Annotated in this window: 23 protein-coding genes; 3 read left to right on the top strand and 20 right to left on the bottom strand. The window is 35.9% G+C overall.

Annotated elements, in window-relative coordinates; translation table 11 throughout:
- Position 1 precedes the first annotated feature (1 nt).
- On the bottom strand, positions 2 to 1,417 hold the full coding sequence (locus tag M2372_RS01195) for a RagB/SusD family nutrient uptake outer membrane protein (protein WP_123318708.1): 1,416 nt from the start codon (positions 1,415 to 1,417) through the stop codon (positions 2 to 4).
- 12 nt (positions 1,418 to 1,429) lie between these two features.
- A complete protein-coding gene (locus M2372_RS01200; RefSeq protein WP_123318707.1) occupies positions 1,430 to 4,252 on the bottom strand; it encodes a SusC/RagA family TonB-linked outer membrane protein in 2,823 nt (940 codons plus the stop codon).
- Positions 4,253 to 4,600: 348 nt separating this feature from the next.
- Between M2372_RS01200 and M2372_RS01205 the strand changes: the two genes are divergently transcribed.
- Both M2372_RS01205 and M2372_RS01210 read left to right on the top strand, forming a co-directional pair.
- Complete coding sequence (locus M2372_RS01205; RefSeq protein WP_115971284.1) at positions 4,601 to 5,272, top strand: DUF4197 family protein; 672 nt, start codon at positions 4,601 to 4,603, stop codon at positions 5,270 to 5,272.
- 41 nt (positions 5,273 to 5,313) lie between these two features.
- Entirely contained in the window at positions 5,314 to 5,619 is a 306-nt protein-coding gene (locus M2372_RS01210; RefSeq protein ID WP_115971285.1) for a DUF493 family protein, read from the top strand.
- 260 nt (positions 5,620 to 5,879) lie between these two features.
- Here M2372_RS01210 and M2372_RS01215 read toward each other — a convergent pair whose 3' ends face one another.
- Complete coding sequence (locus M2372_RS01215; protein ID WP_123318706.1) at positions 5,880 to 7,940, bottom strand: M43 family zinc metalloprotease; 2,061 nt, start codon at positions 7,938 to 7,940, stop codon at positions 5,880 to 5,882.
- A 238-nt stretch (positions 7,941 to 8,178) separates the two neighbouring features.
- Here M2372_RS01215 and M2372_RS01220 point away from each other — a divergent pair, with 238 nt between their 5' ends.
- Complete coding sequence (locus M2372_RS01220; RefSeq protein WP_148060733.1) at positions 8,179 to 8,511, top strand: hypothetical protein; 333 nt, start codon at positions 8,179 to 8,181, stop codon at positions 8,509 to 8,511.
- A 101-nt stretch (positions 8,512 to 8,612) separates the two neighbouring features.
- Here M2372_RS01220 and M2372_RS01225 read toward each other — a convergent pair whose 3' ends face one another.
- From M2372_RS01225 to M2372_RS01305, 17 genes are all read right to left on the bottom strand, one after another.
- Positions 8,613 to 8,963 carry an ArsC/Spx/MgsR family protein gene (locus M2372_RS01225; RefSeq protein WP_115971289.1) on the bottom strand — a complete coding sequence of 117 codons (351 nt, stop codon included), beginning with the start codon at positions 8,961 to 8,963 and terminating at the stop codon, positions 8,613 to 8,615.
- 88 nt (positions 8,964 to 9,051) lie between these two features.
- Complete coding sequence (locus tag M2372_RS01230) at positions 9,052 to 9,666, bottom strand: deoxynucleoside kinase (RefSeq protein WP_115971290.1); 615 nt, start codon at positions 9,664 to 9,666, stop codon at positions 9,052 to 9,054.
- A gap of 24 nt (positions 9,667 to 9,690) precedes the next feature.
- Entirely contained in the window at positions 9,691 to 10,653 is a 963-nt protein-coding gene (locus tag M2372_RS01235; protein WP_123318704.1) for a hypothetical protein, read from the bottom strand.
- 88 nt (positions 10,654 to 10,741) lie between these two features.
- Positions 10,742 to 11,764 carry a glutaminyl-peptide cyclotransferase gene (locus M2372_RS01240; protein WP_123318703.1) on the bottom strand — a complete coding sequence of 341 codons (1,023 nt, stop codon included), beginning with the start codon at positions 11,762 to 11,764 and terminating at the stop codon, positions 10,742 to 10,744.
- Between the two features lie 35 nt (positions 11,765 to 11,799).
- Positions 11,800 to 12,183 carry a VOC family protein gene (locus M2372_RS01245; RefSeq protein ID WP_123318702.1) on the bottom strand — a complete coding sequence of 128 codons (384 nt, stop codon included), beginning with the start codon at positions 12,181 to 12,183 and terminating at the stop codon, positions 11,800 to 11,802.
- Between the two features lie 6 nt (positions 12,184 to 12,189).
- A complete protein-coding gene (locus M2372_RS01250; protein WP_123318701.1) occupies positions 12,190 to 12,690 on the bottom strand; it encodes a GNAT family N-acetyltransferase in 501 nt (166 codons plus the stop codon).
- A 3-nt stretch (positions 12,691 to 12,693) separates the two neighbouring features.
- Positions 12,694 to 13,119 carry an SRPBCC domain-containing protein gene (locus M2372_RS01255; protein ID WP_123318700.1) on the bottom strand — a complete coding sequence of 142 codons (426 nt, stop codon included), beginning with the start codon at positions 13,117 to 13,119 and terminating at the stop codon, positions 12,694 to 12,696.
- Between the two features lie 362 nt (positions 13,120 to 13,481).
- Positions 13,482 to 14,963, bottom strand: coding sequence for a Na+/H+ antiporter (locus M2372_RS01260; protein WP_228455659.1), 1,482 nt, complete (start codon positions 14,961 to 14,963; stop codon positions 13,482 to 13,484).
- Positions 14,964 to 15,098: 135 nt separating this feature from the next.
- Positions 15,099 to 16,103: a bestrophin family protein gene (locus M2372_RS01265; protein WP_115971297.1), complete on the bottom strand. Its 1,005-nt coding sequence runs from the start codon at positions 16,101 to 16,103 to the stop codon at positions 15,099 to 15,101.
- Between the two features lie 67 nt (positions 16,104 to 16,170).
- Positions 16,171 to 16,848, bottom strand: a complete 678-nt coding sequence (locus M2372_RS01270; protein ID WP_123318699.1) for a DUF2490 domain-containing protein — start codon at positions 16,846 to 16,848, stop codon at positions 16,171 to 16,173.
- Positions 16,849 to 16,988: 140 nt separating this feature from the next.
- Positions 16,989 to 17,384: a DUF1398 domain-containing protein gene (locus M2372_RS01275; protein ID WP_228438683.1), complete on the bottom strand. Its 396-nt coding sequence runs from the start codon at positions 17,382 to 17,384 to the stop codon at positions 16,989 to 16,991.
- Between the two features lie 133 nt (positions 17,385 to 17,517).
- Positions 17,518 to 17,967 (bottom strand): VOC family protein, encoded by a 450-nt coding sequence (locus M2372_RS01280; protein WP_123318698.1) that lies wholly within the window; start codon positions 17,965 to 17,967, stop codon positions 17,518 to 17,520.
- 37 nt (positions 17,968 to 18,004) lie between these two features.
- Positions 18,005 to 18,376, bottom strand: a complete 372-nt coding sequence (locus M2372_RS01285; protein WP_123318697.1) for a VOC family protein — start codon at positions 18,374 to 18,376, stop codon at positions 18,005 to 18,007.
- A 68-nt stretch (positions 18,377 to 18,444) separates the two neighbouring features.
- Positions 18,445 to 18,915 carry a hypothetical protein gene (locus M2372_RS01290; protein WP_123318696.1) on the bottom strand — a complete coding sequence of 157 codons (471 nt, stop codon included), beginning with the start codon at positions 18,913 to 18,915 and terminating at the stop codon, positions 18,445 to 18,447.
- Positions 18,916 to 18,926: 11 nt separating this feature from the next.
- Positions 18,927 to 19,382 carry a DUF1569 domain-containing protein gene (locus M2372_RS01295; protein WP_115971302.1) on the bottom strand — a complete coding sequence of 152 codons (456 nt, stop codon included), beginning with the start codon at positions 19,380 to 19,382 and terminating at the stop codon, positions 18,927 to 18,929.
- A 127-nt stretch (positions 19,383 to 19,509) separates the two neighbouring features.
- On the bottom strand, positions 19,510 to 20,718 hold the full coding sequence (locus M2372_RS01300) for an ABC transporter permease (RefSeq protein ID WP_115971303.1): 1,209 nt from the start codon (positions 20,716 to 20,718) through the stop codon (positions 19,510 to 19,512).
- Between the two features lie 75 nt (positions 20,719 to 20,793).
- On the bottom strand, positions 20,794 to 21,750 hold the full coding sequence (locus M2372_RS01305) for an HlyD family secretion protein (protein WP_115971411.1): 957 nt from the start codon (positions 21,748 to 21,750) through the stop codon (positions 20,794 to 20,796).
- Between the last annotated feature and the right edge of the window lie 4 nt (positions 21,751 to 21,754).

Here is a 21,754-nt window from a genome sequence, read left to right on the forward strand (position 1 = left end):
GTTAATATCCTGGATTTTGTGTAAATGCCCCAGCACTTTCAGTGATGGCATCAAATGGAATCGGGAATAATTCATTTTTTCCAGCTTTGAATCCATAAGAAGCAAGAACTGTAGGAGCCTGTCCTGTTCTTACAAGATCTACAAAGCGATCTCCTTCCATGGCTAGTTCTACCCTGCGCTCATTCCAGATTGCGGTTTTAAGGGCTATTTGTGTTGAAGCCGTAGTTCCTGCCAGCTTAGCTCTAGCTCTTACTCTATTCAGATTTGTAGTAGCTACAGAAGTATTTCCTAATTCATTAGCTGCTTCTGCATTGATCAGAAGAATTTCAGCAAATCTTAAAATTCTGATATTCTGAATAGATCCATATCCACAAGCACTTTTATTCAATGCTTTTGGTACATATACCTTTTGGTTATAAGTGGTTACTGATTGAGCATCCCCCATTGCAATTAAATCGCCTTCCGGAGTAATTTCCCCGTTTCTTAGGATAGTAAGTTCTTTTCTGATATCACCTGGTTCAAATGCATTTTCAAGAGCATTAGAAGGGGTAAAGAAGCCCCAGCCAAACTGATCTCTTACACCCTGAACTTCAGCATACTGACTTCCTTTTAATGGAGGGATACAGTCACAGTTTACTTCAAAAACAGATTCCTTTCCAAATTCACCTGAAGGTCTGAATACATGATTAAAATCCGGATCTAAATCATATCCCATTGCCATCACCTGATTAGAGGTATCATAGGCTTTCTGCCAGTCTTTTTTATAAAGATATACTTTTGAAAGCAATCCTAATGCGGCTCCCTTTGTTACCCTCCCTAAATCTGAAGCAGGGTAAGTCTGAGGAAGAATTTCTGCCGCACTGGTAAGATCAGAAATAATAAAATTGTACACTTCTTCTACTGAGTTTCTCGGAACTTTATAATTGGCCTGAAGGCCGTCAAAAATAGGCACTCCACCATATATCCTTACTAAATTAAAATAAATATAGGCTCTCAGCATTTTTGCTTCTGCAACCAATCTTGTTTTCAGTGCTGAGTCCATTTCAATTTTCGGAACATTCGTGATCACCTGATTACAGCTATTTAGTCCTTGCCATTGTCCGATCCAGTATCCTCTTACACCCTCATCACTTACAGTATAGGTGAAGTTATCATAAACATTGATAAAAGAAGCATCTCCGGGATTGGAACCTTTAACAACATCATCTGCAGGCACTCCAAAAACAAATTGGTAGGGAAAAGCTGAATTATCATAACTTCTCAGAAAACTATAGATAGCATTCGTTGCCAGCATTGCATCCTCCTGTGTCTTGAAAAATGATGCAGCTTCCGTATACCCTTCCTGTTTTATATCTAAATAATCATTGCAACTTGCTGCAAGTGATAATAATGCGATTGATAAAAATATCTTTTTCATAACTCTTTCTTATTAAAATGTTAAATTAAGACCCAAAGTATAAATGGCTGAAATTGGATAAATATTATTATCCACTCCCATTTGTACCCTGTCGGTATTTAAAACTTCAGGTGAGAACCCATTATATTTGAAACTTGTCCATGGATTCTGTGCACTTACATATAATCTTAGCTTTGTAATCGACATCGATTTTGTAAATGATTGAGGTAAATTATATCCCACCTGAATATTTCTGATTCTTATGTAGCTTCCATCTTCTACATAAAAACTGTTGGGTAAAATAATAGCCTGGTTATTGGTTGCCATTGAATAGGTATTGGATGTTCCTTCACCATGCCATCTGTTATTGTAAAAATCCAGATCCCAGCTTTCATTTCCATAGCGCTGCTCTCTGTTGAAATTGTAAATTTTATTTCCGAACACCCCTTGAAAATCAATAGCAAAATCAAAGTCATATACATTCATATTCACACCAAATCCATAAGTTCCTTTTGGAATAGGGCTTCCTAAAAATGTCTTATCTCTAACATCGATCACTCCGTTTCCATCCAAATCTTCAAATCTAAACCCTCCGGCCTGTGCACCATTTTGAACCGCCGATGCATCTACTTCTGCCTTATTCTGAAAAATACCTGCCACCTGGTAACCATAATATGAACCTACAGCCTGTCCTTCCTGAAGTCTTATGATGGAATTACCATATAAACTGGCCCCTGCATTTAAGTATGAATCATTTAAAACAGAGGTAATCTTATTTTTTAAAGTGGTTAAGTTTCCATATACACCGATTTTTATATGATCATTAATCTTAGTATCGTAATTAACCGAAAATTCAAATCCTTTATTATTAAAAGAGTACGCATTCGTAATATAATTATTCCAGTTAGAAGCACCGGAAACCATTCCCTGAACAATACCATACACTACATCTTTGGTATCTTTATCAAAATAAGTAGCATCTATTTTCAGTTTATTATTGAACATGGCCATTTCCAATCCGAAATCTTTACCTGTTGTTGTTTCCCAGCCAATATTCGGGTCTATAACTTTGTCTATTGTTTCTGCAGGATATCCGGAATCTCCATAATAAGCTCCTCCCTCCAGTTTAGTAGTATTTAGAGTGTAAGCTCTCTGTACATCCGGATTACCCAGCTTCCCCCAGCTTGCTCTTAATTTTAAAAGATTAACAACATTCTGCTCACTCATAAAGTTTTCTCTGGAAATTACCCATCCTGCACTTACAGCAGGAAATACACGAGATCTGTCATTCGCAGAATACTTAGAAGTTCCATCTCTACGAACCGATGCATTCACTAAGTATTTCCCATCATAATCATAATTAAGCCTTCCGAAAAAGGATTCAATTCTGTCCTGATAAGGAATAACATTTCTTTCTTTTTCATCGAAACTTGTTTTATAAATATCCGTTCCTTTAGAAATATCCAGAGAAGCATTTGTTCCGTTATAATTAACGTTTAAAGCTTCTGCATAGGCCTGAGAATAGGAGTTTCTGGTTCTGGAGAAACCTGCCAGTAATTCTACATTATGTTTTCCAAAATCTTTTTTCCAGCTTAATGTGTTATCCCAGATATAATTTCTGGTTCTCGAATCTCTTGTTATTAATTTATTTGGTTTCTGATCGGCAACAGGAACGTAACCGAATGTTGGGGTATATTCGTATTTATTCGAATTAATATTATCAGAACTATAACTGATTCGTAAAGTAAAATCTTTTAAAAATTTATATTCTCCCCAGATATTATTCAGCAGTCTTTCTTCTCTTGTCTGAGATCTGAATAAATCCATTTTTGCTCTGGAGTTAGGGACTTTTGCTAATGTAAAATATTGGTAATCCCCTGTAGCCGGATTAATTGGAGCATAAACTGGAGGAGATGAATAAGCGTCCAGCAAAGTATTATTTACATGATCTGTACGCATTTTTGAAAAAGTGAAATTATTACCTATGGTTATATTATCTGTAATTTTATAACTCAAATTCACTTTGGTTGTAAATCTATTAAAACCACTGCCTGAATTAATACCTTGTCCTGCTGCCAAATTTCCTTCATCCTGAAGATTTCCGGCACTTACATAATAGTTCAGCTTTCCAAGGTTTCCTGAAGCCGAAATATCATTCGAGTTAATGATACTTGTTCTCAAAATCTCTTTGAACCAATCTGTATCTGCAGGATAAGATGATCTGTCTAAAAATACAGGGTCTTTTACTTTATCATTGATTAGTTTCTCATTATACAGCTGTAGATACTGATCTGAATTAACCATTTTAGGAACGTTCGTTACCGTTTTAATTCCTAGATACGAGTTAAAATTAAAAACTGGTTTTTTACCTCTTCCGGTTTTGGTTTTAATGATCACAGCACCATTGGATGCTCTGGCCCCATAAATTGCCAAACTGGAAGGATCCTTCAGCACACTCATAGATTCAATATCCTGAGGGCTTAGGAATGAGATATCATCTGTAATCATTCCATCAACAATAAAAACAGTTTTCCCAGTTAATGAACTAATTCCTCTGATGTCCACTCTGGGAGAACCTCCCGGTGCTCCGGAGTTTAAAACCTGTACACCTGCTACCCTTCCCTGTATAGAACTAATTGGGTTGGCATTCGGTTTATTCGCTAAATCTTTAGCAGAAACGATTCCGATACTACCGGTCACATTCTCTTTTTTCTGCGATCCATATCCGATCAGAACCACCTCGTCGATCTTCTGCTCTTTGGCAGCAGTATCTTTAGGCTGAGTCTGAGCATTGACATTCATACCAAAGTATAGAACAGCAATGAGACATGAATATTTTACATTACGTTGTTTCATATAGTTTCAATTTTATTCGTACAATCAGATTTTCAACAATGTCTCATTTCGAAGCATTCAATTTCTCAAAAGAAGACATTAGTCAAAAATATAAAAAAAACCGAACTATGTTAAGATATCTTAAAAATTTAAAAACAATTGTATTTTTTTACGTAAAAACATAAATATGATTATATTTTGTGAATTTAAATATAAAATAAACACTAATTTAATATCACATCACTAATAACAAAATCATGATTTCAACTCAAAAAATCACCAAATAATTCACTAATCATTAATATTTTGTTAAATACAAAATAGTATTTACCTTTGGTGCAGTTTTTGAAAAAAGCAATAAAAAGATCAATGAAAAAATATATCGTTGCAGCCGCTCTTATCATAGGAACCGGTGCTGTTATTACCACCTCTGTACAATCCTGTACAACATTGGCCACATCTGATATGGGGCTTTCTATTATTAAAAGAATGCTACTCAATGGCATTGATAAGGGAATGGGTATTTATACCAACAAAGAAGCCTTCTTACAGAATAATATGGTAGACAAGGCTCTTCCTAAAGAACTTAGAGAGATCAACTCCATGCTGGAAAAGATAGCGCCATCACTAGTTGCTAAAGAGAGAGATTATATTGCGCAGGCAGCAGCCTATACCGTAAATACTTCAAGGCCCATTCTGCAGGGTGCTGTAAACAGCTTAAACGCGCAGGATGTAACGCGAATCATTGAAGGAACTACTGCAACACAGATCCTTAAGGAAAAAACTTCACAACAGCTTATTGCTGCCATCGCTCCAAAGGTGGATGAAAAGCTTAATGAATATGGCATTGTAAAAACCATCAATACATCTTTAGCGGGAAGTAACTTCCTCGGAAGTCTTCTGGGAGGAAATAAGAATACCGTAAATTCAGGTGGATTAAGCCAGCTTGCTTCTGAACAGTTGGTAGCAGGACTCTTTAATATTATTGAAGATTACGAGCACCAGAACTCCAAGTCACTGCTGGGACCATTTGGAAAATAGAAAAAAATTCGTTATATTTATATATTATATTAGAATTGCAGATGGATATATTACAAGGAAATCAACACGCAAATCCTGAAGACTTTTATAAATCTTTAAAGGAAAAACTGGAAGGTCATCATGATTTTCCTGAGGATTATTTATTTAAATTTATTATTCCTACAGACCAATCAAAACTCACAGAAATTTACAAAGTATTTGATGGTATCAAATTTACATTGGGAAATCGCGAAAGCAAAAATGGAAAATACACAGCCTGCAACATTAATGCATTTGTTTTAGATGCAGATCAGGTAGTGAAAATTTATAAAGAAGTAGCAAAAATAGAAGGCGTTATTCTATTGTAAAAAAGAAACCGTTTCATAATTAAATGAAACGGTTTTTTTTTAGCTCTATTCATTAAAAACTATTCTTATTTTTTAATATTTTAATCTATTAAAATAAAGTGAATTAAGGGTAAGAATTAATTCTGAGTCAAAAACCATCATTGACTGTCTCTTATTTTTTGACCTTCACCCTCACTCAAAATGTATAATCATTTTTTTAATAATAAAAACCGCCTCTATTGAGACGGTTTTATCAGCTTAATACTTTGCTGTATTTATTATTATTTCTTAACGAACTTAATGCTTTCTGAAACTTTAGCATTATTAATCGTAATCACGTAAACTCCTTTCACAAGATCAGCTACATGAATCTGATTATCACTAATTTTTCCTTTTTTAACAACTTGTCCTACAGTATTATGAATTTCAAATTGAGATTCTCCGGAAAGTCCTGTAACATTCAGAATATCATTAACCGGGTTAGGGTATACTCCAAAAGTATTTTTCTTATTTACTTCTGTAGTTGATAAAGATTCTCTTGTAGTAAAGGCTTTAGTTTCATAAGAGAATTCACCATTCGTTTCAAATATAGTCTGTCCTGTCCCTGAAGAACCTACAGTTAGTTTTGCATATCCACTTGCACCATTAGCCAATTGTCCAGTTAAACCATCCCCAAAATCATCAGATATTGTAAACACATAGCAATCTGTAGGTAAATCCCATACCTGAGTGATAAGAGCCGGATCTGGATCACCATCTTCGGTATTACCATATCTTCCGGATTTTACAATCTGTCCACTACTGTTTTTAAGATTCCATCTTGTCTCCTGTCCCCATCTGTCTCTCTGTAATTTGAAGGTAACCGTAGTTGTTCCAAAATACTGAGGTGCTACAGGTTTCACATAGTCACCAGATGTAGTATTATTAGTACTTCTCTGATCCGTTGTTCCGTTTACAGAAGCAATAGAGAAGGAAACTCCTGAAGATGCTATAGATGCGTCAACAGGAATATTTATCACACTTGATTTATCCTGAGTAAGATTTCCTGTCCAGTTAAATGTCTGAGCAGTACCTCCACTCATGGTGTAAGTAATAACAGCCGATGTCAGATTAGCGGTACCTCTGTTTGTAATAAGCAGACGCAATGATCCTTGCCCACAATTAACAACTCCTATGGAACATCCGCCATCATATTTTATTTCAGCATCATTTGGAAATAAAGGAATAGCCTGATCTTTAGTAGAAGCTTTCAGCTCCATTCTTCTTGGAGAATTATCCATCACCGTTCTGATCCTTGTTTTCTGATCATTAGTATAGATATTCATACAGGTATCATTGGTATAGTCCATATAATTCTGAACCATTTCAAAAACGTTCGGATCATTACAACTCTGTATAGAAGCATTACATTGATAATTTGCAGTATGTGCAGTAGGGGTATCTGCGCAGTAATCATTACCACATGCAGAGTCTCCCCAGATATGTCTTAATCCCAGGAAGTGGCCTACTTCATGAGTCATCGTTCTTCCTCTGTCATAACCAGCCTGCATAATGAATGTACCGTCATTATAATCCATACTACCGAAAGTAGAATATCCGGCAACAACTCCATCCGTAGCTGCAAGACCCATGTTAGGATTCAGACCCGGAAGTGTAGAATTAGAAGGAAACTGGGCATATCCCAATAAACCGTTATCTGCAAAGTCCACACTCCACATGTTCATATATTTGGTTGGATCCCAAATTGTTTTAGTCTTTACAATACTGTCAAGATAATTTGTATACCCTTGGCTTTCATCACCTCTTCCCCAGTAATCTCTACAAAGATTTACTCTATCAATTCCATTGGTAGGATTTCCGTTAGGATCTACTTTTGCAAGTACAAATTCTATTTCAGTATCTGCACCAATTGGGTTGTTATTAAAACCAGGAGTGTTAACTTTTTTTCTGAAGTCGTTAGTCATCACAGTAAGCTGTGACATTACCTGAGTGTCAGAAATATTTGGAGCTACTCCTACATTCTGACCACTGTGGATAACGTGTACTACCACCGGAATTGTAATTACATTTCCAATCTGAGACTTGTCTGCTTTTGCCTTTTCAATCAAAGGAGCAATCCATGCTTCAAACTTCTCTGATGATAATCTGTCTGGAAACTTCTTCTGCAAGTTGTCTTCATATTCAACAGTCCCACATTTTTCCATTCCTTTAGGATCAAGTTCTCTTTTTTCCCACACTTTTTTTGATGGCTTTCCACCATCTCTCTTCTGTGCATTTGAAAATCCAACGCCCATAAAAAACAATACGGCTAAAGAGGATTTAAAAATAGTAGATTTTCTCATTAATATATTTTTTATATTTTAGCAAATATATAAAATTAAATTACTTAACAATTTAACTATTCAATAAAATATTAAATAAAATAAAAATAACACAATGAAGGTATTTTTAACATTAATGAGTATTATTTTAATTACATCAACAATATGTTGCGCTAATCAAAATAAAAAAGATAATAATGAAATAAAAACAACAAAAAACGATAAACAAAAAAAAATTGAAAAAATACAGCTAACAGAGATGACAAGGGGAATCCATCGAAATTCTATTTTTACACCAACCTTTAAAATCACTGTTTTAAATGGCGATTCCACAAAATATACAACAAATCCTTCCGAATGGGATAATATCTCCAGACAGGCAGAAGCTCTTGATCTCTCCAAAATATCAGAACTTCAGTCTCCTACTACAGGCAGATATTCTGATCAGGCCTTATCCGCAACTTTTCTCATTACTTCTGGAGGAACAACCTACACTTCCGCAACATTTGACGCCGGCAACCCTCCAAAAGAACTGGAAGCGTTATACTACACTATCCGGCAACCAAAAGGAAAAAAGAAAAAAACACCTTAAACCCATTTAAGTTTCCGGCGGTTATTCCAAAAGAAAAGTATAAAATAAAAAGAGTCCGTTTTAGCTTGTAAAACGGACTCTTTTATATATATAATCAATTATTATTTTTCAATAAAGAACTTCACATTATCAATAGGCCTTCCCAACATGGCTACCGAACCTTTTACCAAAATCGGTCTCTGGATCAGTGAAGGGTTTTCAGACAGAATTTTTATCCATTCTTCTTCAGAATAATTTTTGTCTGCATAGTTATCAGTATACAGTTTATCTGTCTTCCTAATGATATGAAAAACGCTCTGATTAAGCTTCTTCAATACGGTTTTAATCTCCAGAATACTCAAGGGATCTTCAATAATATTGATAATCTCAAAAGGTACTCCGTTTTCATCAAGATACTCTAATACTGCATTTGATTTTGAACAGCTTCCGTTATGTAAAACCTTAACTAACATTTCTAATGATTTTAAAAAATTAAACTCTCCTGTAACAAATTTAACAAGAATTCAGTGGATGTTATCTTAATGTTCTGATAAAAGTTTGTTAAAACAATCCGTTCAATTCTGTTTCAATTTTTTCCAGGATCAATCCGAAATCTTCCGGCTTTTCAACGAAATCCAAATCATCCACTTCAATAATCAAAAGTTTACCTTCTGTATAGTTGGAAATCCATTTTTCATATTTCTGATTCAGTTTTGATAGATATTCAATACTGATAGATGCTTCATATTCACGTCCTCTTTTGTAGATTTTCTTTACCAGATTCGGAACGTCTGATTTCAGATAAATTAAAAGATCCGGCGCCGAAACAAAAGATTTCATCAGATCAAAAACAGATGAATAATTATTGAAATCCCTGTCTGAAAGAAGATTCATATCGTTCAGATTCTCCGCAAAGATATGGGCATCTTCATAGATCGTACGATCCTGAATAATATTTTTCCCACTTTCTCTGATCTCTTTTACCTGACGGAATCTGCTTCCCAGAAAATATACCTGCAATGCAAAGCTCCATTTACTCATATCCGAATAAAAATCCTCCAGATAAGGATTGTGATCTACGTCTTCAAACTGTGCGTCCCATCCGTAATGCTTGGAAAGCATCGTGGTTAAAGTTGTTTTTCCTGCTCCGATGTTTCCTGTAACTGCAATATGCATATTCTTTTTCCTTGTATTAACTGATTAATTGATAAGCTTTTCTACACCTGCAGCCTGCACTTCGGAAGTGTTTTCAATCAACTGTTCCAATGTATTGTCAGAAGATTTCTTTTCTGCTTCTCCATCGGGCTTTTCTTCAGTATTTTCTACAGGTTTCCCGGTAGATTTCTCTATGATCTGAAGCTCAGCTTCCTGTTGTTTCTGCTGTCTGGCTTTCTTTACTTTTTCAAGGCTGTAAAGATAAAGCTTGTTCCCCTTGATTTCAAAATAAGAAAGGATGTTTTTATCCACAATTTGTGCATCGGGATCTTCAAAAATGACACTCATCCCTTTCTCAGGAACATATTTTAGAATTGAATTATTAGTAACAACCAGAATATTATCATTCTCTCTTCTGAATCTTTTTCCGTTATCCACCGGAGCTTCAAAGAGTTTTTCAAACTTTACGCTATAAATTCTGAGATGTTTTTTAGTAAGAATATAAACTTTACCTTCATATACCAACATATCCATCAAATCCTCGAAACTGATATCAAAAGGAAATGCGTTGATGGTGGTATCATTTCTGAAATTATACTGTATTAGTCTCTTTGTACTGTCATCCAATAGCCATAACTGCTGTAGATCTTCAGCATAAGCCATTTTGATAAAACCAAATTTCTGTTTGAAATCAATACGCTGGATTTCATTCATATTCTGGTCTACAAATTTCATTTCCTGGGCATTCTCCGAAAACAAAGATAAAGTCAGAGGATTTTGTACCGACTGTACCTTATAAGGAACTGTAAGCATCATTTTCCCAATCTGCTTCCCCAAAGAATCGTACTTGGTAAAGCTGAAATCCTTGTTTTTATAGATGTACAGATTTCCGTAGTCATCGGCCAGCATATCTTTGGCTTCCTTCAGCTTCAAGGTATCCAAAGGAAGAACGTTCTGTGCCGCAGAGGTACAGAAAATGAAAATGCATATCAGATAGATTAATCTCAAAATTCTTTTACTAAGATAGCGCTCCTTTCGGAACGCTACCAATTTACATACTTTATTTTATTCGGATAGAAATTGTTATCAATTTTTCTTATTTAATAACAACTTCATAAATTTTCGGCCAGTTCTTTCCTGTGACTAGCATATTTTCTCCTTTGAAGGCAATTCCGTTCAATACGTCATCACTTCCTTTGGTGTTTTGCTTTGCAATTTCGGTAAAATCAAATGTACCTACTACTTCTCCGGTAGCAGGATTGATTTTCAGGATGATTGGTTTTTGCCATACATTAGCATAAAGGAATCCGTTGTGATATTCCAGTTCATTCAACTGATCATATGCCTGTGAACTTCCTGCCACAGCAATATATTTAATCAGTTTTGAAGGATCATTCGGATCAAGGAAATATAAAAGTTTACTTCCGTCTGATGCAATCAGGCTTTTCCCGTCATACGTTAATCCCCAGCCTTCACCCAATACATTTGGATACGCAAATTCTGAAAGTAATTTCAGAGAGCTTTTATCATAAATATAGCCTTTCTTACTTTGCCATGTCAGCTGATACACTTTATCTCCCACAATGGTACTTCCCTCTGAGAAATCTTCCGGAGCCTGCTTAGTAGAAGCAAGTGGTGTAGTTGTTCCTAATGTATATTTAAGAATTTGTGAAGATCCGTTCTGACCGTCACTTTCATAAATGGTATTTCCTTCAGCCTGGAATCCCTGTACAAAGTTTTTAGGATCATGAGGATATTCTGCTACAATCTGGTAAGCAATATTTTTTTCAGGACTTTTTGCAAACACATTGATGGTTGCATCCTGGTTCAATGTTTCTCCGCCTTTGGTTTTGATGTTAAAAGTAACAGCGTTATCGCCTAATGTAAAAAACTTAGGGTCGATAGTTAAGTCTGTAGTTTCTTTATCTCCAAAGCTGATGCTTACACTTTCTGCATTTTCTGTCACTTCTTTTGGAAGCTGTAACTTATCACCGAAATGATATCCCTTTGCTTCCATAGAATTATTGTATGTATTTAATGTGTTAAGAATCTCCTTATCCTTATTACAAGATGCCAGTAGTAAGATTGCTGCGAAACCCGCTATTATATTTTTTTTCATTGACTTTCTAAATATTTCCCCAAAAATAGCAAATTTTATTCCGTATTGCCAATATTATCCACAGGTTCGCCAAATTGTAGGATATATCCGTTGTTATCATATACTGCGAATTCTCTCATCCCCCATTCAAACGTTTCAATTTCATAACAGATTCGGGCCTTTGTTTTAAGGTTTTCCCATAATTCATCCACTTTATTTACATTAAAATAAAATGATCCGGTAAAACCGACTGTGACCGGGTTTTCATGTTTGTTGGGCAAAGCAAGCATGATATACACATCGTCTTTCTGAAGCGAAGCCCAATGCCACTCATCGTTTCTGTCTAATAGCTCAAAACCGAGAATATGAATATAAAACCCTATGCTTTCCTCTAAATTTTCAGTCCAAAGCATAGGACGAAGTCCGGTAAATCTGCTCATGATTTTTTATATTTCAAATGTTTCTCTGTGAATTTTCATATTGAGAGAAACCCAGATTTCATCATCAATTTTAGCTTCATTTCTAATATCCGGATCAATGGTAAATCCTACTTTTTTATAGCATTCAATCGCTCCGGTATTCCAGTCGTATACATTCAGTTCTGCCAGCTCTCTGTTTAAATGGCTGAATCCGTATTTCAAAAGTTCCTGCATTACCTTTTTACCATAGCCTTTTCCACGGTTATTCTCGTCCCAGATCAGGATTCTTCCCAGCAAAAAAGTCTTTTCTTTTAAAAATATCTGAGCATGACCTATTGTATTCTGATGCTTCACATCCACTACTTTGAATAAGGTTCGGTTTTCATCAGACAAATCCATTTCAAGCTGACCTTCAGTCAAAGGAAAACGATACATAGGTCCTGCAAACTGGAGTAGAGATCTTTTATCTTTAATTTTTGAAATTAATACTGGCGCATCAACAATACTGAATGGCTGTAATTCTATCATGTTTTATTTTTCTAAATATTCTTTTAAACTCTGACCTAAAATAGCATTCCAGCCTCCGGTAAAATTCTTTCTTGAAAAGCCTTCTCCAAGGTCTTTGAAGTTTTCAATTCCCTCATGGGTTAATGTAACCAGAGTTCCATTATCTTCGGATTGCAGCTCCCATATTACTGTTGTTTTCTGATCTGAGAAATCAGGATAAGCCCAGGTATGTTTTAATTTTTTATGGGAAATAATTTCCAGAATTTCGCCCTGATGATGGTATTTATTTTCACCTCCCGGTTCGTAGAAATTAAACACATTTCCTAATTCCGGTTCAAAATCCTGAATATCAAAATACCAGGATTTCATTTCATTCTTATCCGTCAATGCTGTCCAAACTTTTTCGATTGGAACATTGATCTTGTACTGAACGGTGATTGGTGTGTTCATATTACTAAAATTTAACTCAATTATTTTAACCACAAAAGTCACAAAAGAATCTTAACACTTAAGTTATTTTAAAGTTAATATTCTTGCCATTGAAAAGAACACTGAAATTTCAGAAATCTGTGAATTTTCACTTTGTGAACCTTATGCAAGTTAACCTTAATTTTAAACCTAGCTTAAATCCTTTTGTGACTTTTGTGGTTTTATATTTACTTTATCGTAAATATTTTATATTATCAGTGGGAAAATCCGGTAATCTTTGCTTCGTCAAAATCCAGCTGCATTTCAATGGTTCTCATCACATGATCATCGAATATTTTTTCTTTTTTCATTCTATGCAACTCATTTCTCTGGGCCTGAATAACCTAACGCAATACATCTTTATTCTCATTGATTGCAGTTACATAATCTCCGGTAGAAGCCATACACTGAGCTTTATCAGCCATCAGCATCATTTCATTTTCCAGTTTATGCTTTTGATGACGAACAAGGCTGTTGGTTACTGCCAGTTCAGAAAAGTCATTATCAAGTTTATGTAAAGCGGTTTCTTTAAGTTTTTTCATCAGGATTACCTCCTGTTTTTCTTCCGGTAATTCACTTCCTGCATCCTGTATATTCAATAATTTCAGGATTGGACTAAGCAATAATCCCTGGCCAACCAACGTAATTAATATGATAACAAAGGTTACGAATAAAATAATGTTTCGATGTGGAAAAGCTTCTCCATTAGGTAAAAATGCAGGGATAGACAATGCAGCGGCTAATGAAACAACTCCCCTCATTGCTGCAAAACTGATGATAAAGGGTTCACGCCAATCGGGTTTCGGAACTTTTAACCTTAATTCTTTGGAGCAGACTCTTGGGAAATACATAAGTGCATAGCTATAGATAATTCTAGTTCCGATTATGGCACCACCGATCACTACACTGTAGAAAATCCCTTCTGAAACAGTATAATCTGTTAATCCTTCTACAACAATAGGCAGTTCAAGGCCGATCAGGATAAAAATAATGGTATTCATCAAAAATATTAAAACACTCCATACATTTCCGGACTGAATTCTTGAGGTATGACTTAGGTAACAGTGTGAATTATAAGACATCAATAGTCCGCCGGCAACAACGGCCAATACTCCTGAAAAATGAAAGTGCTCTGCTCCCACATACATGATGTAAGGAACAATAAGCGTGATAACAGTATCAATATTGGAATTTGTAGGAATAATTCTCAACAATGCTCCAAACAGAAAACCTATTGCAACACCCATTGCAATTCCCCCAATGGCCATAGTAAAGAAATCCTGAACAGCATCTCTCCAGATAAACTGCCCTGAAATGACGGCTGCAAGGGCAAATTTAAATACAATTAAACTGGATGCATCATTGATCAGGCTTTCTCCTTCCAGAATACTGGTAATTTTTTTTGGAATCTTCATATGCTTCAATACTGAAGTTGCGGCTACAGCATCCGGTGGAGAATTTACTCCTCCCAACAGGAAGCCCATCGCTATGGTAAGTCCCGGAATAATTGAAGATGAAAGATAAGCAACAACAACTGACGTTAAAAACACCAATCCGAATGCCATGGAAAAGATCTGTTTTTTCCATTTATGAAAATCCTGCCATGAAGTAAACCATGCGGCTTCAAATAAAATAGGAGGAAGAAAAATAAGGAATACAAGATCAGGTTCTATTTCTATCCGGGGCATTCCCGGAACAAAACTGATGAGTAATCCCGCAATCACAAGAAAAATAGGATATGCTACTTTCAGTTTTTGTCCTATCATTACCAATATCATTACAGACAGTAAGACTACAATAGATATTATAACATAGCTGTGAATCATTTTGAGTTAGTTTTTTTAAGTATTATTTTTTGTTAAGAAATGCTTCTTTATTTAAACCTAATGGATTTTTTAAATTTATCCGTTTGATTTTTTCCTCACGCAGATTTTCCAGATAATGCGGATTTCCTAATCTTTTTAAAGTACAATATTATTTTTCGGAGTGATCGCAGGCGGAAGATCAGTTTCGTCCAGCATATCTCTCATATCGATTTCTATAGTACGGCTGATCTGGGTAATGGGAACATCATTGGCACTTCCTTCAAAAGGATTTACTGATGCCTCTCCTACACTATCCAATGTATGGAAACACCATGTTACCAGTAATGAGAAAGGAATATTGAACCAAATTGTCCATCCTTCCACCATAGAGTTTTCTCCCAGTTTATCAAATTCTTTTAGTAATCCGAAAGGAACAAATACAATGAACAACAACAAAAGATAGGTTGTGATAGAAGAAAAATTTCTTGGATAGGGAAAGTTCTTGATTCTTTCTGCTTTTCCCTGACTATCTGTAAATTTCACCAATTGCTGGTTGATCTGTGTCCATTGGAAATCATTGATTTCTCCTTTTTCATAAGCTTCAGACAATTCTTTACTTTGACCGGCCATCAATTGTGTTGCCCTGTTTTTCTTACTCAGGATATATTGAAGTTCTGTTTCTGAAAGGTATTTCTTCAGTTCATCATCCAGTTTTGAAAGCCGTTCCGGGATATCATATTTTTTAGCATATTCATCAAACTGTGCTGATCCTGTATTCTCCCAAATCCTTGGCTCTCTAAGCTGGAATCTTAGCGCCGTCAGCCATGCATAGTGACGCAGGAACATCGTTTTTACTTTACCTGAATCTTTTGAAATAAGAGCATCCCTTAAGATATACCCAAAGCTTCTGCTATCATTAATAATAGCTCCGTAAATCTGTCTTGCCTCCCAAAGCCTGCTGTAACTGGCGTTATTTTTGAACCCAACGATAAAGGCAACTGCTGTTCCCATGATTGCAATGGGTTGCCAGGGCACAGAAAGAAATTTCCAACCTAAGAAATAAAGAATCGTAGGAATGGCAGCCAATACAATTAAGGCATAAATACTGCGTCGTGTCCAACTGATGAACTCACGCGCTCCAAATCTTTTTCCTGAATGCATTATGTGTTATTTTTGTGTGTTAATTATTTAATAGTTTTCATCAGCGCATCCAGCAGAAAGGTCAGAATCAGTTTTTGGTAAATGGGATATTGTTATAAAAACCAATCTGGATCTGTCCTCTGTTTCTGTTTTCCTGAATCTGATTCATATATCCGGCTTCAATCCGCATATTTTTATTAATGACGTATCCTAAAGCTCCATAGACTCTGTTTCTATCAAAAACCGGGCTGTTGAAATGCAGGAAAATTTCATTATATACGGATGCGTATAATGTTTTCGGCAGCATTTCCTTTTGAGTGATCGGAATATTGAATCCTAGCATATAACGGAATCTCATTCTAAAATCGTCTTCCAGAAAACGTTCTTCCAAACGGTAGCGGTGCTGAAGGTTAAAACGTCCAAACTTCTGTTTGGTAATGTACTGCTGGAAGATTCTGTGTTCTATATTTTCTTTTTTATCTCCGTTTACATATGGCTGGCTAAGTATGAATCCATATCCCAATAACACGTTATTATTGTTTTCGGTGAGATCATACCCAATTCCGGTACGGATCAGAAGCTGCTCCAGATCACCAACGGCATCAAAGTTTCTGTATTGTACCTCATTGTGCCAGTTCAGTTTTTTGCTGATTTTATTATTTCCAAAATACATATACCATGCACCCAGATCACTTTTCTGTGCAAATGTAAAAACAGATCCCAAACCCAATACCGTGAATGCCAACTTCGTAAAAACCTTTCTCATGTTTGTCAATTACTATTATCTATCGTTTTAACAAAATTAATATTTTAAATCAATAATAGCAAGCGATATTTTATGATTGATTCCATCGAATTTGTATATTGGGTAGCATTCAATCTGGCTCCTATCAAATTTATCTAGTCTTAATCAGGAATCTGTTCCACCAGAACTTCTTTTCGGTCTTTATCAAAATAAGTACAGGTCATTGCTCCCAGATTTATTACCCAGCCTTCGATTCCATTTTCTGCACAGTCCTTACAGAATGTCATGTAATCTGTGCCTCCCTGCTGGTGAAGTTTTAATCTTATTTTAAAATTTTCAAGATTCATTTTTTCAGAAACAATAAGTTTCTCATACTTAGCTCCTGTATGGACAGATTGATTATGACTATCAGAATATTCTGTGTTTCCATCATCAACATAGGCTGTATAGTGAGAGACACCTAGATTTTTAATAGCTTTTATATAGTGTGGGAAATCGGCTCCACTTTTTACTTTTTTATGCTCCGCTTTAATCTCTTCAATGGTAAATTTCATCATGTTATTTTAATTAATTATTATTATACTTATTCAAATTTAAAAATTTTCGGGATGCAAATATAACATCAAATAAAAAACCGGCAGTATGACTGCCGGTAACTTATAACTATATTTCATATACAAAATATGAATCTTACGGATGTTGCTGCATTTTGGCAGGATCATCGTAATTAACCATCCAGTTGATCCCGAATTTATCGGTAAACATTCCAAAGTAAGCTCCCCAGAAAGTATCAGCCAACGGCATTGTTACCTGCCCATCTGCAGAAAGGCCATTGAATAATTTCTCTGCTTCTTCTTTGGATTCTGCATTAATAGAAATAGAGTAATTGTTTCCTTCTTTAAAGTTGGATCCCCATTCTCCGCCTGTATCACTACCCATTAATACCGTTTCTTTGGAAATAGGAAGGGTAACGTGCATGACTTTGTTTTTATCTTCTTCCGGAAGCTCTTTTCCTTCCATTGGAGGCATTTCTCCAAAAGTTCCGATATAAGGATATTCTCCTCCGAAAACCGACTTATAGAAATCGAATGCTTCTCTGCAGTTTCCATTAAATGTTAAATAAACGTTTACTGTTGCCATGATTGTTTTTTAGTTAAGTTTTAATTTGTTTTGAAGTTTATCTATGCTGATCGATCAGGATCATATTTCCATCCGGATCTTTCAGGTACATATGTTCAGGGCCTGAAGTAGTTTCATCAGCTTCTTTATCAATTTCTACTCCATTTTCCTTCAAACGCTTCTGGATTTCACGTACATCGTCAAAGGATTCAAGATTTTGGGCATTTTCATCCCATCCCGGATTGAAAGTAAGCATATTCCCATCAAACATTGCCTGGAACAGCCCAATCAAAGTGGATCCGTTTTTCATGATCAGATAATTTTGCTCTGTAGCTCCTGCCATAGTTGTGAAGCCCAGCTTTTCATAGAAATTTTTGGACTTCTGAAGGTCTTTTACACTTAGACTGATTGAAAATGCTCCTAGTTTCATATTTTTAAGATTGATTGTGGACTAAGCCTTTTAGAAATTATATTTATATGATTAAAGACAAATTTGCTTTACTGATTTTTTAAACGGGTTTTAAACTCCAGACTTCCGTCATAGCTTTTCCAGTCACCAATCAGTTCAATATACTGCCCTTCTACTTTTTCAGTTTTTCTATTCCATTTAAAGTTGTAAACGAATCGGCCTTTAAAGGTTCCTGAATGTTTTCCTTTATTCTCTTCAGACAATTCATATTCACCAAACACAGTTCCTTGTTTCTTGGCATCCTTATATTTTAAAATGGTAATTTTTCCTTCAAATTTTGCATAATTGGTGTCCACAAGAGAATATCCTGAAACAAAATATTCCTGGTCATTTTTTTTATTCTGTTCAGCAGTATTGATTTTAAGTTTCAGTTCCTGTCCCTTATTTCCAATAGTCCCGATATAAGGTTTACTGTTATTCAGCCATGTATTTGAAATATCCGGCATCTGTGCCAACACAAAATTGGCAGCCAGGATGAAAAGCAATAAAAGTTTTTTCATACAGTGATTTTTTAGACTCCGAATTGTGACAGGTGATGGTTCAGATGTTTTGCAAACATATTATTCCATTCCTGTGCATTTAATTTTCCAAAAGAAAAAGACTCTTTACCATCAAAAGCATCTGCTCCCAATTGCTGGGTCTTCTGAATAAAACCGATCAGTCTAATTTTCTCTTCATCGAAGTTCTTTCTTCCCGTAACCAAAAACTGAGGAGCTGTGGGGGAATCCCTTGGGTATGCTTTTTCACCTACTACTTTAGGCTTAACAAAAGTCTTTAAAATAAACTTCGCAATAGCGCCCGGCTTTTTATGTTTTTCAGGCTCATATATCATTTCATAGGTTACACTACAATGCGCCAACATCTGATCCACCGTCATTTTTCCCCATAATCCATGAGTATCTTCTACCAGTCTGTTTATTCTATCAATATAGTTTTGAGCATCTTTTGCGTCAAATACATTTTCCATATACGATCTGTTTTTACTACAGACAAATATATCAGTTTTTTTGTTTGATTTTTATTGTGGGAAGAATTTTTGTTGTGAGTTTTGGGATGTGGCTTTCTAAGTTTGAGCATCTGAAAATTCCAGTGTATTATACATTTTCGCCTTCCGAGGCTTCTTCCGCTTCAATTTCCTGCGGAACCGGTTTTTTGAATATAAACCAAAGTTTGATCTTTAAAGCAATCCATCCTATAATAGCATAAACCACTAAGAGAATACTTAAGTGCTCCAGATATGGGAAAGTAAGCTCTACAGATCCTTTCTGAATCAGCAGAATTTTAAATGCCTGTAAAAAAGGAGTGAGCGGAATAATATTCGCAATAAACTGTACAAAGGCAGGCATTGCATTTAAAGGCCATGTAAAACCACTGATAATAAATGCCGGTGAAGCAATAACCATAAGAATCTGTGTAGCTTTCAAAGCGTCCGGGATCAATATACTAATAAACACACCAAGGAAAGAAACCGAGCCTACAAAAACAGCTGTCAGAAGAATAAAATTAAATATACCTTCCGGCATCGGTACTTTGAAAATCATGTGCATCAGATAATAGACACTCACGATAAGAATGGAAAATACCCAAATCGGAATAACCTTAATCAACATCGTAGGAAATGCCCATTTTTTCATTTTCGCATACTCTTTTACGAAAGATCCTCTCTGGAATTCTGCTGCAAAACTTACTGCCATTGCCAACAGAATTACCTGCTGCAATACTACCGCCAACATAGCCGGCCACATAAAGATAAGGTAGTTACTGGTTGTATTGAAAAGAGTGATATAGTTTGTTTTAAAAGGCTCATATTGTGTAACGGCCTTTGCTGCAGGCATTCCTGCTTTCTGTAAAGCCTTGATGGATGCTCCGGCAGAGAATGTTCCTATAGTAAGCTGGAGTGCTTTGGAAGCAAAGTTTGCTGTCAAAACGTTTCCGGTATTTACATATACGTTCAGTTCAGGGTATTTTTTCTGAAGCATATCTCCTTCAAAACGGGAAGGGATAATAACAACTGCCGCCGCCTCATGACGGATCACCTCATCTTTTATACTCAAAGGTTCCTGCAGGTATTTTATGACTTTGATACTTTTATTATCATCCAGCATTTCGGTTAACTGACTGGACAATGGCGTATTGTCTCTGTCAACAACCAATACAGGTGTATTTTCAACTTTTCCGCTTTGATAGACAAACCCCAGCAAGGTTGCATAAAAAACCGGTGCCAAAAAGAACACAGTCCTTAAGGTAGAATTGCTGATAAAAAGTTTGAACTCACGTTTTAAAAGACGGAAAAATTCTTTCATCTGTATATTTTAAAATTGTAAATAACCTGACGGAGCCTTTTTACAGGAGGAACATCCGTCATATTTTATTTCGTATTATTTAAGGATCACATTGGCATTCACCAGGAGCCCTTTTGCTTTATTCATATCTGTGGGTTTCACCTTGATCTCATAGACCGCATCCTGCAACTGGTAATCCGGATAAGCAGTAGTGATATCTGCATATCTTGTAAGCTGTTTGATATAAACAACTGTTCCTGCCAGATTTTCTTTATTGTAAACAACCTGCATAGTAACGTTCTGCCCTTTTTTGTATTTTGAAATGGCACTTTCAGGAACGGTGAATCTGAAATAAGTACTTTCAGGAATATATCCGTTGAACAAAGCAAATCCGGCTGTTGCCAATTCTCCGGTATTTAAACTGATGGTTTCAATTTCCATATCGTTGGTTGCAATAACGTATCTTTCAGAATAAGCTACATTGGCTTCCTGTAAAGCTCCTTTAGCCTGGGAAGCCTGCCCTGCCGCCATCTCTACTTTTTCGAAACGCGTTCCTCTGTTCACATCATCCAGTTCTGCTATTACAGCATCATACTGTGCTTTTGCCCCCTGAAGCTTTGCATAAATTTCATCATGTGCCTGCGGAGACATCAGGCTGTCCCGGAACATATTATTGGCTCTTCTGTAGGATTTCTGTGCAAATTCATATTGCTCCTTTAATCCTTTATACTTTGCCTGAAGCTGTCTCAGCTGATCCGGTGTTGCTCCGTTTTTTGCCATCTGCTCCTGAGCGGTTGCAGCATTCACGGCTCCCTGCGCCTGTGCTATTTTTGCAGAAACCTCGGGAACATCAAGCTGGGCCAGGGTATCTCCTTTTTTTACAGACTGTCCTTCAGAGACATATATTTTTAAGATTCTTCCGGTAACCTTCGGAGCAAAAGAGATCACATCCTTTTTGGTTTTTCCTTCAGGTTCTTTTATCTTTTCGTTCTTTTTATCGCAACTTCCCAATAAAAACAGAGAAGCAATGAGTATAGATATATTTTTATGCATCATT

The organism is Chryseobacterium sp. BIGb0232 (genome assembly GCF_024810195.1).
Taxonomy (GTDB): domain Bacteria; phylum Bacteroidota; class Bacteroidia; order Flavobacteriales; family Weeksellaceae; genus Chryseobacterium; species Chryseobacterium pennae.